Origin of the sequence: Pedobacter metabolipauper, assembly GCF_004362715.1 — a bacterium.
Classification (GTDB): domain Bacteria; phylum Bacteroidota; class Bacteroidia; order Sphingobacteriales; family Sphingobacteriaceae; genus Pedobacter; species Pedobacter metabolipauper.
Genome location: NZ_SNYC01000006.1, coordinates 91,022 through 106,859, shown reverse-complemented (window position 1 = coordinate 106,859; position 15,838 = coordinate 91,022). Strand labels below are relative to the sequence as shown.

General features: G+C 41.4%; 7 protein-coding genes. 1 reads left to right on the top strand and 6 read right to left on the bottom strand.

The window, feature by feature from the left end; translation table 11 throughout:
- Nucleotides 1-166: 166 nt before the first annotated feature.
- The gene (locus tag ATK78_RS17145; RefSeq protein ID WP_133577374.1) at nt 167-2,119 is read left to right on the top strand and encodes a KUP/HAK/KT family potassium transporter; all 1,953 of its coding nucleotides are present in this window, start codon (nt 167-169) and stop codon (nt 2,117-2,119) included.
- 43 nt (nt 2,120-2,162) lie between these two features.
- Here the strand turns inward: ATK78_RS17145 and ATK78_RS17140 are convergent, their stop codons facing one another.
- The 6 genes from ATK78_RS17140 to ATK78_RS17115 all read right to left on the bottom strand — a co-directional run bounded on the left by ATK78_RS17140 (nt 2,163) and on the right by ATK78_RS17115 (nt 15,797).
- Nucleotides 2,163-3,401, bottom strand: a complete 1,239-nt coding sequence (locus ATK78_RS17140; RefSeq protein WP_133577373.1) for a cation:proton antiporter — start codon at nt 3,399-3,401, stop codon at nt 2,163-2,165.
- Nucleotides 3,402-3,613: 212 nt separating this feature from the next.
- Nucleotides 3,614-4,465, bottom strand: coding sequence for a GLPGLI family protein (locus tag ATK78_RS17135; RefSeq protein WP_133577372.1), 852 nt, complete (start codon nt 4,463-4,465; stop codon nt 3,614-3,616).
- A 262-nt stretch (nt 4,466-4,727) separates the two neighbouring features.
- A complete protein-coding gene (locus ATK78_RS17130; protein WP_133577371.1) occupies nt 4,728-5,630 on the bottom strand; it encodes a PorP/SprF family type IX secretion system membrane protein in 903 nt (300 codons plus the stop codon).
- Between the two features lie 20 nt (nt 5,631-5,650).
- The gene (locus ATK78_RS17125) at nt 5,651-11,485 is read right to left on the bottom strand and encodes a cadherin-like beta sandwich domain-containing protein (protein ID WP_166664909.1); all 5,835 of its coding nucleotides are present in this window, start codon (nt 11,483-11,485) and stop codon (nt 5,651-5,653) included.
- A gap of 102 nt (nt 11,486-11,587) precedes the next feature.
- Nucleotides 11,588-13,303 (bottom strand): 7TM diverse intracellular signaling domain-containing protein, encoded by a 1,716-nt coding sequence (locus ATK78_RS17120; protein WP_133577369.1) that lies wholly within the window; start codon nt 13,301-13,303, stop codon nt 11,588-11,590.
- A 544-nt stretch (nt 13,304-13,847) separates the two neighbouring features.
- Nucleotides 13,848-15,797, bottom strand: coding sequence for an amino acid permease (locus ATK78_RS17115; protein ID WP_133577368.1), 1,950 nt, complete (start codon nt 15,795-15,797; stop codon nt 13,848-13,850).
- Nucleotides 15,798-15,838: the final 41 nt, after the last annotated feature.

The following is a 15,838-nucleotide window of genomic DNA, read 5'->3' as shown; positions in this document are numbered from 1 at the left end:
AATGTCAAAAATATAAATAATAAAACAAAAAAATCAATGAATTTGTTCAATTATTAATTTTTTAACAATATTTAACAAGTTATGACGTTTGATGAACCGCGGGAAATAAAATAATATGCGATTCTAATCCGTTTTTGAGTAGTTTTACCGCCTAATTAATAGCATTGTGTCGAGTCATAAAAATTTAAATACGCTGAGTGCAGGCGGTTTATTGGTCAGTTTAGGTATTGTTTACGGCGATATTGGTACCTCCCCCTTATATACACTTAAAGCAATTTTCAATTCTGTTGTAGTCGGCGGACAATCTGTTAATTCAGACCTGGTCTTAGGTGCTTTATCTTGTATCATCTGGACTTTAACACTACAAACAACTCTAAAATATGTAGTAGTTACGCTTAAAGCAGACAATAAAGGTGAAGGAGGAATTTTTTCTTTATACTCTTTAGTTCGCAAAAATGCAAAATGGCTGGTTGTTCCGGCCGTTATTGGAGGCTGTGCATTACTTGCAGATGGAATCATTACCCCCAGCATTACGGTAACCTCAGCCATAGAAGGATTACAGATGAAATTTCCGGCCGTAAGTGTCATTCCCATTGTTTTGGCAATTATTACACTATTGTTTATTATACAGCAGTTTGGAACTGACCTGGTTGGTAAATTATTTGGCCCGGTCATGTTTTTGTGGTTCGGAACCCTTGGATTATTGGGCTTGTTGTTTGTTGTTCAGGATCTTAGCATCCTTCATGCCTTAAATCCCTACTATGCGTTTAAGCTCATTGTAAATAATCCAATGGCTTTATTAATACTAGGTGGAGTATTTCTATGTACCACCGGAGCAGAGGCCCTGTATTCAGATATGGGACACTGCGGGCGTAAGAATATCCGCATCAGCTGGATCTTTGTGAAAGTTATGCTCATACTCAATTACCTTGGTCAGGGCGTATGGGCATTAAAACACGGTAATTATAATACTTCACTAAATCCATTCTTCGAGATCGTACCGCCTCAGTATTTGTTGTTTATGGTTGCATTGGCTACCTGTGCTGCGGTAATCGCCAGTCAGGCCATGATCACAGGTTCCTTTACCTTAATTTCTGAAGCTGTACGCTTAAATCTTTGGCCTAAAGTACGGATCAATTATCCGAGCAATCAAAAAGGACAGATCTATGTGCCATCTATCAACTGGATCCTATGGGCCGGTTGTATCAGCATTGTATTGATCTTTAAAAGTTCAGGAGCAATGGAAGGTGCATACGGGTTGGCTATAAATTTAACCTTTTTAGCAACGACCATATTAATTGCAGCTTACATGAAGCGGAAAAAGGTTCCTTATTACGTCATCCTGCTCTTTTTAGTAGTTTATGGCGTTATTGAACTTACCTTCCTGGTTGGTAATATGGCTAAATTCTTCCACGGGGGATGGGTAACCGTGTTAATCGGTTCGTTCCTGTTTACCATCATGTGGAGCTGGTATGTGGCGAGGAAAATAAAGAACAGGTTTGTAAAATATGTCGAGATAGAAGATTACTTTCAAATCATCAATGAATTGAGCAGTGACATCTCTGTGCCTAAATATTCATCACAACTGGTTTACCTAACCAGTGCCAACTTCAAAACAGAGATAGAATCAAAGATCATCTATTCCATCATTCAGAAAGAACCCAAACGCGCCGATGTGTACTGGCTGGTGCATGTAGATGTAGTCGATGAACCTTATACAAGAGATTACAAAGTAGAGTTTCTGATTCCTGGCAAACTGATCCGAATTGACTTTAAACTGGGTTTCAGGGTAGAGCAACGTGTTAACTTGCTTTACCGGAAAGTGATCGAAGAACTGGTTAAAAATGGAGAAGTAGATATTACAAGTCAGTATACCTCATTAAATAAGCATAAAATTGCGGGAGATTTTAGGTTTGTGCTATTAGAAAAACACCTTTCTAAATTTTCTAAACTGAGCTTTTATGAGCGTACCATCATGGATTATTACTTTATCCTCAAGAAGCTCAGTCTATCCGAAGAACGTAGTTTCGGGCTGGATTCAAGCTATGTAGATGTAGAAAAAGTTCCGTTGATCTTTGTTACACCAGATGACATAGAACTGAACCGGTTACCGGTTTAATTCTATGTCCTGCATAATAATTCGTTAGGCTGCTAAAGCTTTATTAATCTACCAGTTTGTTTACCACCTTATTTAAGGTCAGGCCCTGAACAATAATGGAGAAGATCACAATAACGTAGCTTACCGAAACGATCATCGGTTTAAATTCAGACTCAGGAAGTGACAATGCCAGTGCAACGGATATGCCACCTCTTAAACCAGCCCATATGATAATACCGATACGCTTATAGGGTAGTTCAAGCGTACGCGCCAGCAGAATAGAGGGAAGTGTAATGCTTATTGCACGTGCAACCAGAACAAACACGATAGCCAGAAGGCTAATTAGCCAATATGCACTGTAAAAAGTGATGATTACAATCTGTAATCCAATCAGTACAAATAGAATGGTATTTAACAGATCATCAATTAGGCCCCAAATCCGGTCAACCAGGTCTTTAAGGCGTACGGCTTCAGGGGTTTCACCTAATTTCATATTGCTCAGCATCAATCCGGCACTAACTGCAGCCAATGGAATGGAAACATGCAGTAATGATCCAATAACAGAAATTAACATCACCAGGGAAATGGTCATCATTAAAATAGTTTGCAGTTCGTCGGCTTTTTTTATCAGCTGTATACAAATCCAGCCAAAAGCAACGCCCAATGCGATGCCTCCAAAAACTTCAATCGCAAATAATTGAGCGGAATGCGACCAGGAGAACGCTGTTTCTGTATTCTCTGTAAGTTCGCGCAGCGTAACAAAAAGCAGGATACCTACCCCATCATTAAAAAGTGATTCGCCACCAATAATAGTTTCCAGCGACTTTGGAATCTTTGATTTTTTAAGAACGGAAAGAACAGCGACGGGATCAGTGGGAGAGATCAGGGCACCAAAAAGTAAGCAGTATAGTATGGGTACATCAATACCAAATAAAGGCAGTGTCCAGAAAAATAAAAATCCGAATATGATCGTAGAACCAATAACACCAACCGTGCTTAATATCAGTACAGGCAACTTTTGCGCCTTTAACTTTTCTACATCAAAATGCAGGGCACTTGCAAATAGCAGGAAGGCCAGCATGATGTCCAGCAGTGCTTTCGTAAAGTCTATACTGGAAGTAAGTTCTTTAATAAAACGATTCACTTCAGGTAATGATTTCCCTGCAATAAGAATGAATAGAGACAGCACTATAGAAACCACCATAATCCCGATAGTTCCGGGAAGTTTAACAAATCGATGATTGATATAGGCAATAAATGAACTAATTGTAAAGAGAATGGCAATCGTAGTAAAAGTATCCATAGATTAAATTAAGGCATTTGAAAAGTAGTATTTCAACAAAAATGAGGCCTTAAATCAAATATTAACGAAATGAATGGTCTTTAATCAGCGTCTGCTTCCTGTTTTGTTGCTGTGATAAGCAGATGATACTTGTCGTATATTTAATGATAAGAACAGTTTCCAGATCAGCTATTTTTCGACTGCCTGAATGGAATGCTCCTCTAAAGGCCGTGTTAAAATCCAGAGAGTGCTTTTGTAAATCCTTTTGGATCTTTCTTAAACGCAGCTTTTAGTTTTTCCATTTGTGATTGCTCAATTTTAACCGCATTTGCAGGAAACTTGATCACGTTCTCGAAATAGGCAAGGCCTGCATCCATACCGATCATTTGAAATATAGCAGCCACGCTACCTTTCTTAGGGTCTGATGCCCCTCCGGTATCACGCTCGTTATTAAAATCTTTTGCTTGTTCAAAACCTGCAAATTGAAACTGTAAAGATTTTTGATCATCATAAGCTTCAACAATTAAACCTGGCAGTCCGTTTAGTTTCCACGGACCTGTTTTAAACTGAAGGCCTGGGGCAAACCAGGCAACGAAGTTCTTGCCTTCAAGTGTTCCTGTTGCTTTTTGACAACGCAGACCTGAAAAAGTTAACGTGTCATGGCTAATCTTCCAATTGATCTTAGCTGGTTTCTCTTCATAGATATAATTATTTAATGCAATCACCTCCCGGGTATAAAACCGGTCTTCTCCGCTAAAATACAGATTTGTTGAGGCCGACATCCAGGCAGTCGCAGTATTGTCAACAATGTATGCCTTTGGACTTCCGTTTGCACTGGCAGCCATCATCGCCCTAAATTTTCTGTCCTCTATAGTTTCATGGATAATCCTGTCGTAGCTGGTATAAACGGAAGCATTCTTGCCAAGAAACAGGAGCATATTTTCTTTTCGCGGCTTGCTGTCCGCAGAACTGTCTGCCTTGCTGATATACGTATAACGAACTCTTGCTAAAACGCTGTCGGGTTTCTGGGCAAAAACAGGAGTAAAAAGAGCCATTAATAAAAAGAGAATAAATACAGATTTCATACCATTGAGTTTAAGTCTATTTTATTTTCGTAAATCTACGAAATAATCGTAATATAAAAATAGAATATTGATCTTTTTCAATTTGTTAAATCCCTATTAACTCTTTAGATGGTTGCTGTTGGTAGCGGGTAATTCCTTAATCCATAAAACTCTCGCTGTATGTTGAAGTGTTAACTGCAATCAGATTCTATACCGACACTTTACGCTCATACATACCAGACTAAAGCAGCTGCAAATGCTGCTCCGATTGATGGAAATCATCTTATAAAAGTTTTGGTGATCGTTCTGATCCGAACCTGTATGATAAGCCGATTTCGTTTCTTGCATTATTTAAATTGCGGGTATTGTAGGAAATACCTGTTGCATAGCTGTAGCCTATTTTGAAGTTGCTGAAAGTCACAGAAACGGTGCCGGCTATAACTTTATCAGAGTTATAATAAGCACCGATCCCAAAAGTTTCTTTAATATATAAGGTTCCAGAAAAGCTTCCGGCTATTGGGGTATTCTTGACGTAGCTGACCAACACGGCGGGTTTTAATTTAACCTCGTCAGAAAGCACAGCAAGGAATGCCCCGGAAAAGAAATAAGGACTTTTTAAAGGATTTGTTTGCTGAGCAAATGCAGTTTCGGGATTTCCAAACGTAAGTTGCGGAGCAGAAAGGCCCAGATAGAACCTGTCACTATAATACATCATACTAAAACCGATATTAGGCTTGGTATCGTGTACATCAGTCATGAATTCGGGATCAGATGGATCCAACGCTGAATAATTAGAAGCATAATTTCTCATGCCTGCATTAACGCCTATTGATAAATATTGGTTTGAGGTAATTTGGATACTTTTTGCGAAAAATGTATTGATCTCCAATTGTCTCACCAACGGGGTTCTGTCATTTAGCAGGTAAATGCCAGCTGATGCATGAATAGGTGTAATGGGTAAACTTCCCGTGAACATCAAACTGCTGGGGGCATCTTCAATCCCTATAAATTGCCGGTGTCCTAAGGCACTTACAAATCCTGATTTGTCCAGCATCGCGTAGGCAGAATTAACAGGGGTAAGGTTGTCTGCATACTGACTATAGCTATATACTTGCTGTTGTGCTGAAATCCTGCCGCCTACTAATAAGATCAGCAGCAGGATTGGGAGAGCAATATTATAAGACATGAATTATTTTAGTCTTCATTTTAGTATTTAAGAATAATATATCCTGTTTTTTTATTTTTGGCTTTGCCGTCTTTATATTCGAGAATGTAGTAGTAAGTGCCAGGTACCAGTTTACTTCCATTATTGGAATATCCATTGAATATATTTCCGTCTTTACCGTACTCTTTTGTTTGATAGACGAGCATCCCGTTGGAGTTGACGATAGAAAAGTTATTTTCCGGGAAGTCGTTAATTGCATCAATCTGCAGGTAGTCATTTATGCCGTCACCATTCGGTGTCAATCCTTGGTGGACTAAAAGTTTGGTTTTTGCATTCTGCGTTTCCAGATTGGTTATCGTAGTCTGTTTAAATTCTTCCTTAAGCATAACGGGCCTTGCAGGTATGATGACGGAGTCATTTGTCATCCGTTCTACAATAATGATATATGATTTTTGTGTGATGCCGTTCTCTGCAGTGACCAGCACATCGATCAGGGTTGAGCCTGAGAGAAGTGGTACAATGGAATATGCCCCTGAAACAGCCGGTTCACCGTTTACGGTCACTTTTGCGTTTTTATCGTCCAATGCTGCTTTTACCTGAATGGAGGTGGCATCAAGATTGATAGACGTCAGATAATTTATATATCCCGATCCGGGGATTGATATCAACTTGGTCCCGCCGAGCACAGCTACTTTAGCTGTCGCAATATTCATTCCTGTACGCTTAACGGTAATGGTATATGATTTTTGCGTAATGCCGTTCTCTGCCGTTACCAGCACATCGATCAATGTTGAGTCTGCCAGAAGTGGTACCAGGGAATATACACCTGAAACAGCGGGTTCCCCGTTTATGGTCACGCTTGCATTTTCATCGTCTAATGCAGCTTTTACCTGGATGGAGGTCGCACTAACATTAATGGATGTCAGATAATTCACATACCCCGGTCCGGTGGTAGATACGAGTTTGGTAGCAGCGAGCACACCTACTTTGGCTGTTGCAATATTCATCCCTGTACGCTTTACCGTAATGGTATAAGATTTTTGTGCAATGCCGTTCTCTGCGGTAACCAGTACATCGATCAGGGTTGAGTCTGCCAGAAGTGGTACCACAGCATATACACCTGAAACAGCGGGTTCCCCGTTTATGGTCACGCTTGCATTTTTATCACCCAATGCGGCTCTTACTTTAATTGAGGTTGCATTGATATTAATGGATGTCAGATAATTCATATATCCGGACCCAGTAGTAGATACAAGTTTGGTAGTGCCGAGTACAGTTACTTTGGCTGTTGCAATATTCGTCCCTGTACGCTTTACCGCAATGGTATAAGATTTTTGTGTGATGCCGTCCTCAGCGGTAACCAGCATATAGATCAATGTTGAGTCTGCAAGAAGTGGTACTGTGGCATATTCACCTGAAACAGCGGGTTCCCCGTTTATAGTCACGCTTGCATTTTCATCGTCCAATGCGGCTTTTACCTGGATGGAGGTTGCACTGATATTAGTGTACGTCAGATAATTCATATACCCCGGTCCGGTGGTAGATACGATCTTGGTAGCGCCGAGTACACCTAAATTGGCTGTTGCAATATTCAGCCCAGTACGCTTTACCGTAATGGTATAAGATTTTTGTGTAGCACCGTTCTCAGCGGTAACCAGTACATCGATCAGGGTTGAGTCTGCAAGAAGTGGTACCACAGTATATTCACCTGAAATAGCGGGTTCCCCGTTTATGGTCACGCTTGCATTTTTATCGTCTAATGCGGCTTTTACCTGGATGGAGGTCGCACTAACATTAATGGATGTCAGGTAATTCACATACCCCGGTCCGGTAATAGATACGAGCTTGGTAGCACCGAGCACACTTACTTTGGCAGTTGCGATATTCATACCAGTACGCTTTACCTTAATGGTATAAGATTTTTGTATGATGCCGTTCTCTGCGGTGACCAGCACATCGATCAATGTTGAGTCTGCAAGAAGTGGTACCAGGGCATATACACCTGAAACAGCGGGTTCCCCGTTTATGGTCACGCGTGCATTGTCATCGTCTAATGCGGCTTTTACCTGGATGGAGGTCGCACTAACATTAATGGACGTCAGATAATTCACATACCCGGGTCCGGTGGTAGATACGAGCTTGGTGGCGCCGAGCACATTTATATCGGCTGTTGCAATATTCATTCCTGTACGCTTTACCGTAATGGTATAAGATTTTTGTGCGATGCCATTCTCTGCGGTAACCAGCACATTGATCAGGGTTGAGTCTGTAAGAAGTGGTACCACAGCATATTCACCTGAAACAGCGGGTTCCCCGTTTATGGTCACGCTTGCATTTTTATCATCCAATGCGGCTCTTACTTTAATTGAGGTTGCATTGATATTAATGGATGTCAGATAATTCATATATCCGGACCCAGTAGTAGACACGAATTTGGTAGTGCCGAGTACACTTACTTTGGCTGTTGCAATATTCATCCCAGTACGCTTTACCGCAATGGTATAAGATTTTTGTGTGCTGCCGTCCTCAGCGGTGACCAGCACATTGATCAGGGTTGAGTCTGCAAGAAGTGGTACCGTGGCATATTCACCTGAAACAGCGGGTTCCCCGTTTATGGTCACGGTTGCGTTTTTATCGTCCAATGCGGCTTTTACCTGGATGGAGTTAGCACCGACATTAAGGTATGTTACATAATTCATATACCCCGGTCCGGTGGTAGATACGATCTTGGTAGCGCCGAGTACACCTAAATTGGCTGTTGCAATATTCAGCCCGGTACGCTTTACCGTAATGGTATAAGATTTTTGTGTGATGCCGTTCTCTGCGGTGACCAGCACATCGATCAGGGTTGAGTCTGCAAGAAGTGGTACCACAGTATATTCACCTGAAATAGCCGGTTCCCCATTTATGGTCACGCTTGCGTTTTTATCGTCCAATGCGGCTTTTACCTGGATGGAGGTCGCCCTGACATTAATGGATGTCAGATAATTCACATACCCCGGTCCGGTAATAGATACGAGCTTGGTAGCGCCGAGCACACCTACTTTGGCTGTTGCAATATTCATCCCAGTACGCTTTACCTTAATGGTATAAGATTTTTGTGTGATTCCGTCCTCAGCAGTGACCAGTACATCGATCAGGGTTGAGTCTGCCAGAAGCGGTACCACAGTATATACACCTGAAACAGCGGGTTCCCCGTTTATGGTCACGCTTGCGTTTTTATTGTCCAATGCGGCTTTTACCTGGATGGAGGTCGCACTGACATTGATGGATGTCAGATAGTTTTTATATCCTGTGCCGGCAGTAGATACCAACTTGGTGGTGCCAACCACACTTACATTGGCTGTTGCAACATTAGATGGTACACGATTTACCTGAATTCTATAGGTTTTAGTCGTAACGCTATCCTGCGCAGTGACTAAAATTACAATATTGTTAAGGCCAATTTGCAGCGGTATTGCTGTGGCTTCAGATGCTAAAGGCATACCATTTAGTGAGATGGACAAGATTGCACTTTCATGATTCGTTCCCGGCGTTACAGAATAGGTAGCGATTGAAGAGGGTACGGTCGCGGTATAATCTGTAACTGCAGCTGAAAATGCAGGGCTAATTGCACTGCTTGTCCCAAGAGTGGCCAGTGTAGCGTCTGATGAAATTGGCCTCGTTACCAACACCGTGTACAGTCTTTCGTCTCCGTTCTCTGCACGTACCAAAACGTTAATCAAGTTTTCTCCAAATAAAAGTCCCACTTCGGATAAACCTCCGTTTTCGGTTACCTTGGCTCCGTTCACAGTTACCCTGGCAGAAGTATCGGCCAAAATAGAAGAAACCGAAATAGAAGAAACGGCATTGCTTACTGTTGCGGTATAATTCAAAGTTTCGCTATTGAAAGACGGACTAAGGTTGCCGTGGCCAAGGTATAGCGCTCCAATCCTGTTATTACCAGACAAGTTACGGTTAATGGTAAACTGATAGGTGCGGGTGCTTTCGTCCTGTGCGGTCACAATAATTTCTAATGCATTACTACCTGGCTGTAATGGTACGGTTTCAAAATCATTGGAAATGAAAGGTTTGCCGTTTATTGTAGCAGTGGCATGTGGACTGCTTAACGTACCAGAAAGAACTACGTAAGAACCCGTGACGTTAATAACGTAGCTAAGTTGGGAACTCTCAAAAGTTGATGTTAGCGTCCCTACATGTGCTGTAAATGACGAAAGGGTATTGTCACTGGAAAGAACCACGCTCAAGGCAGCATCATTGGAAGAATGCTGCATAAAATCATAATTCTTTGCTGCTAAGCCTGAGCCGTTAATTGCATAAATTCCAATCGGAGATGCTGATGTCTCTGTTGAAGAGAACAATAGGTTGCCAGTTGTGGCACTTTCCAGGTTTTCTCCATTCACAAAACCGGTAACGGTTCCAGTAAATGCGGGATTGTTATCACCAAAAAAACGTGTAGCCGGATCGGCGGTATAACGCAGTAATCTTTTATCGATCTGCAGATCAGCCCCGGTAAAGTTCAGGGTATAGTTATCGCTTAAGGCTAGTGTGCCCTGGGTAATTGCATAGCTACCGGCATCTTCTCCTGGTGCCCTGGTAAGGCTCCCGTTAAAAATTTCGTTAAAAGGAAGAGTAGTAGCTTCATAGCTTAATTCCGGTTCGGTATCTAAATATAACTTTGACTGCGCATTGGCTGTAACAGTAATAATCTTTTTATTGATGGTAAAGGACGCTCCCGTAAAAGTATAAGTATAATTGCTGCTGGGCGGCATTAATGTGCCCTGGTTAATGGTGTAAGTACCTGCATCTTCACCCGGGGTCCTAACTAGTGATCCGCTCAGTTTATCCGTCCCCACTAAGAATGTATTAACTGTTAGCTCAGGATCAGCATCGCCGTATTCTTTAGATATAGGATATGCATACAGGCCTATGGATCTTGGTGTAACCGTTAAATTGTTGCTTATAAAGGAGATGTCATAATTGTCTGAGGTCAATTCAAAAGTTTGTGTGCTTACCGGTCGCTTAGTGCCCAAAGTCAGTGCATACGTGCCAGCGTTCTCACCCAAAGTCCTTCCAAATAGGCCAGTCATAGCCTCGTTGGGTGCAAGAGAAGTGCCATCAAACGAATATGGAAGACTTGGGTCGGAGTTGCCGTATATCTTAGTCGCGGAAATCGGATGAATGGTCAATGGCCTTTTTGTGATGCTCAGCTTTGCACTTACAAACGTCAGGGTATAGTTGACGTTCAACGCCAGGGTGTTTCGATTGATGGTGTACTCTCCAACATTCACTCCTCCATCCCTGTTTAATGAACCTGTAAATGTATCACCTTCCAGTAACGCACCTGAGGTAATGGTGTAGGTTAATTCCGGGTCATTGTTACCGTATACCTTTGTTTGGGCATTGGCAGTTACTGTGACCTGCAAAGGGGCTACATTGATCGTTTTGGTAATGCTTGCCGGCAAGTATATTGCATCACCCTCTTGTGAAGCGGTAATGTTTACACGGCCAGCCCCGACAATTTTTATTTTATTGTTTACGATCGAGATCACGGCATCATTGTCACTGCTGTAGCGAACAGGCAGCCCACTATTCGCCATCACTGGAGCATAGTCGGTATCACCATAGGTTGGATCAGTGTTACTGATACACGACAATTTTTGAGTAATTAACCGGGTGGCATTGATGGAGTTGGGCTTTGTGGTTCTGCCGAACGTATAGTCAGCTCCTTTATACCCGGATGTACCTGAGTTGAATAGCGGACTAAGTGTGCTGGACTGGGCCAGTGCCGATACTGCTGAACTTAACAGAATTAAGAGAACCAAGAGCGCAGTTTGCTTAAACTTTAGCGATAATGAAGATAGGCGTAGGATCATCGATTTAGACATCTTTTGTTTTTAAGACGAAAGCAAAGGACAGCATTTAATTTCCAATCGACTTAGATAAGAGTGTCTACAAAGTGTCTACATGAGCTGTATTTATTGATTTATTTTCTTTAGAAGACGGGTTTTTGCCTGCCTAACGCTGGCAGGGGCGATGTTTAGTAACGTAGCGATTTCTTTGGTAGACAGGTTGATGTGGAAATAAGCATACAGTCTCACTTCATAAGTAGTAAAGCCGGGGTGGTTGGCTAGCAGATCTTTAAAAAAATCGGGATGTACCTGCTCAAAATGCAGTTTAAAATTTCCCCATCGTTCATCGAGATACTGATTGTCGTTTAAAGAAGATTTAATGTTTTTTAAAATTTCCGGTTGATCATGCGGCATTTTTGGATCAATGTATCGCAACTGTGTTTTTAAGTCAGACAGGAGTTTTGTTTTTTGGTGCAGGTGCAGACTGCTGCCTGCAAGTTCGCGCTGGTTTGCTTCCAGTTTTTGCTGCAGCAATTCATTTTTTTCCTGTTCTATCTCCATAACAATAGCCGCATGGGTACGTTGCTGCTCGGCCAGCAAGCGTTGATATTCCAGTTCATCCAGGTCTGCCTTCATGGTTATCGCCTCCAGTGCTTTGCAGGTCAGCTCCTCGTTAATTACCTTAATACGTGCCACCAGGGCCACGGCGAACGTAAGTATTTGCGAAAGTATGGCAATCTCAGGCAATAGCTGGCTGCTTTCTCTATACCAGATGATGTAGAATGAAGCCATGGCTATAAAGGACAACGGAATTAAATTGGCCAGCAAAAAATGTTTAGCCATCCTGATTTTTCGCTGGTAGGCAACTAAGGCGGTTAGCAGGCAGGCTATGATCATGATCATAATGAAGACACTGTTAAATATCGTCCGGTTTATCATGTATAGCCCGCTAATATTTAATAAGGCTGGCAGACCGATAATGAGCATATACATATACGAAAGAACCCGTAACATTTGATCATAACCTGGCATCTGTTCTTTGGTCTGCAGATAAAAGCGGCTGAAATTAACGAACCCGCACATGAGTACAGCTGCACCGATGTGCTCAAAAAAATCATTAAGGTTATAATGCGTCAATACGCTCCCATCAACAATACGCTGGTGATAAATCCTTACCGGAAGGAGTACATTAAAAAAGAACTTGTCGCCGGTCAGATACAATAGTGCGCCCGCCTGGGCAATTACATAGTATAGATAAGCCTTATCTTTCAACTGTAAATAAATGTAAAAGTTGTAGCATGAAAAACTGATGAGCATGATACAGCAAGTCCAGAATGATAAGTTTACAAAACTTTCCCTGGAACTATAAATGACTTCTTTTTCCAGAATAATGTCAGGTTTGATTAATCGTGTGGTCTGGGCGATATCAGGTAGTTCAATTTTAATATAAATTGTATTGTCTGAATATTTTTTTAAGGTACAATGATTGATGATCGGTGTTCGCTTTCCGTTTGATACCCCAGGTCCTGCTTCGCTGATCGCCCACTTACCGGTGTTCATCTCTAATTGGTATAAAGAATAATTTAGAGGTTGAGACAGGGATAATACATATTGTTCGTCATTTGGATAAGGATTGCGGATAACTATTTTAGCCCAATACGAATTGCTGGTTAAGGGTTGAAAGTGACTTGTTAGTATTGCATAGTTTTTAATGATCAGGGAATCGGCATTGGTTAAGGGAATCGGTTGCTGTGCCTTTAAGGCCATTGGCATGCAAATGAAACAAAGTAAGATCTTAACAATTGATATCAGCAGGGCGGTAGATTGGAAAGATCTCCTCACGAAAGAGTCATATTAATTTTAGTAAAGAATGATATTTTGTTGGAATAGATGCAAGGCTAATGTCCGAATTTTTATTTGAAAACTGGTATAAATTTTTTCTAAAAAGTATGCAGGGCCGCAGGAAATTGCGCTGGTCTCTGAACTAAAAAGCTTTGTCTCCTTTCCGAAATCATTCTTTCTACTTCGCCTGTTAATGTGATGGCAGTGCACAAGAACCTGAAAAAGTACTTTTTTAATTGCTTTTAAACGATTTCAAAAAGCATTAAAAAGGCTCCGGGGAGGAGCCTTTATTGTAGGGTTTCCAACCAAACAATTTTTAGGGATAAGTGGGAGGGCAAATCGGTGTTCGTAAACACCTCATATATATTATCCCACTAATGTAGATATATATTCTCAAAATGTAGAATTTTAGGAAAAAAATATTTGTATTGTTCATGATTTTTGATTTTTTGGGTAAATTATTCTACGATTAAAATATGTCATCAACTAAAAAGACCAGTTTATCTGGTCTTTTTTAGTTTTAAAAGGAATGGATTCTAATTGATTATGGATTGACTAAGTTTAGTTTACTGTGTTTATAGCCATACAAGAAATAAACAACCAAACCAACAATTAGCCAGATGCCGAAACCGATCCAATTGGATATGCCGAGCTCGCACATCATATACAGGCAGCTCAATAAACCCAGTACCGGAATGAGCGAAAGATTCTTGGTGATGCAGTAGTAGCAAACGATCACACATATAATCAGGAAGATCCATGTCGGGATCTTGTGCTTAAACAAATTCCACCCGCTTTCGTATTTCTTATCTGCATCAATGGACGAAGCAGACATAAATGTTTCATACTGATCAGCAGATAGTTTGTTCAAATATTGTTCTGAATCTGTATTTGCTGTAACCTGGTTAAGTTTTGCCTGGTCGGCCTTAATTTCTTCTTTAATGGTGCCCAATTCGGCATCACTTAAAGATGTCAGGAAACTAACAGGTTCATATACCCGCTGTTTATTATAAATGAAGGCATCTGTCTCTGTTTTAAACAAGGTAAAAGCACTGACGATAGCTGCAATAAACAAAACAGGAACAATGAACTTTGAATTCAGATATGGGATCCTGAATTTACCCCTTTGAATATCAGGTTTATTCTGCAGTACAAGAACTCCGGCACAAACTAAGACAAACGCAAACAAGGTGCCGATAGAACACAGATCGGTAACGATGGTCAGGTTCATAAACAGAGAAGGCACGGCAACAACAAAACCTACAACAATGGTTGCAAAAGAAGGGGTTTTATATTTGGGATGAATTTTAGAAAACGATTTAGGCAACAGGCCATCACGGCTCATGCTCATCCAGATTCGCGGTTGTCCCATTTGGAAAACAAGCAGCACACTGGCCATTGCAAAAACAGCACTCACGGCAATGATACCGCTCATGAGTTTTAAATCAATTTTATCGAAAACAAAGGCCAACGGATCGCCTACGGCTAAAAATTTATAATTTACAATCCCGGTTAAAACCAGGGAAATGGCAACATATAAAATGGTACAGATGATAATGGCCCACATCATTCCGCGTGGAAGGTCGCGCTGCGGATTTTTACATTCTTCAGCAGTGGTAGAGATCGCATCAAAGCCAATGTAGGCAAAGAAGACCGCAGATACACCTTTTAAAACGCCAGATACGCCATTAGGGGCAAAGGGGTTCCAGTTTTTAGTATCCACATAAAAAACACCAACGGCAAGAACCAATAAAATAACAGCAAGCTTTACAATAACCATGGCATTACTGGCATTTCTGGATTCCTTCATTCCGCGATAAACCAACCAGGTAATGAAAATGATAATACCCAATGCAGGTAAATCAGCAACCACATGAAAACTTCCTAATTTTGGTGCTGTTAACCAGGCATTGTTGGCAATTGCCGTGGCCTCATCAAGGTCAGACAAGTTTTTGCCGGCACTCACCAAAGATTCAGCAGTTTTATGCCCGTTAAATGCAGTAAGGTAATCCATGGTAGTCCAATCGGGTAAATGGATCCCGTTAATGTTTAAGGCAGGGATCTGGATGGAAGAGAGCAGCCCGGTAAAATAATCAGACCAGGAAATCGCAACCGTAATGTTACCAATGGCATACTCCATAATGAGCGACCAGCCAATAATCCAGGCTACCAGCTCACCAAAAGCAACGTATGAGTAGGTATAGGCACTTCCGGATACCGGAACCATAGATGCAAATTCAGCATACGCAAACGCAGCAAAACTACAGGCAACAGCCGTAAATATGAAAAGGAAGATCACTGCAGGCCCACCTTCAGCACTGGCCTTACCAATGGTACTAAAAATGCCTGCGCCTATAATGGCCGCAATTCCAAATGCAGTAAGATCTCTTACGCCAAGGGTTTTATGCAGTGAGGTCCCATGTTCTCCATATCCTTTTTCAGCATCAGCCAGGATCTTAGAAATGGATTTCTTTCTAAACAGTTTTTCAAACATGCGTTATTGATTAGGTTTGGTTTCAATACTCAAACTTAAAA

What these genes read in the sequence shown, in the direction of transcription:
- ATK78_RS17140 (WP_133577373.1), bottom strand. Translation starts at nt 3,401, where the DNA reads ATGGATACTTTTACTACGATTGCCATTCTCTTTACAATTAGTTCATTT.
- ATK78_RS17135 (WP_133577372.1), bottom strand. Translation starts at nt 4,465, where the DNA reads ATGAAATCTGTATTTATTCTCTTTTTATTAATGGCTCTTTTTACTCCT.
- ATK78_RS17130 (WP_133577371.1), bottom strand. Translation starts at nt 5,630, where the DNA reads ATGTCTTATAATATTGCTCTCCCAATCCTGCTGCTGATCTTATTAGTA.
- ATK78_RS17125 (WP_166664909.1), bottom strand. Translation starts at nt 11,485, where the DNA reads ATGATCCTACGCCTATCTTCATTATCGCTAAAGTTTAAGCAAACTGCG.
- ATK78_RS17115 (WP_133577368.1), bottom strand. Translation starts at nt 15,797, where the DNA reads ATGTTTGAAAAACTGTTTAGAAAGAAATCCATTTCTAAGATCCTGGCT.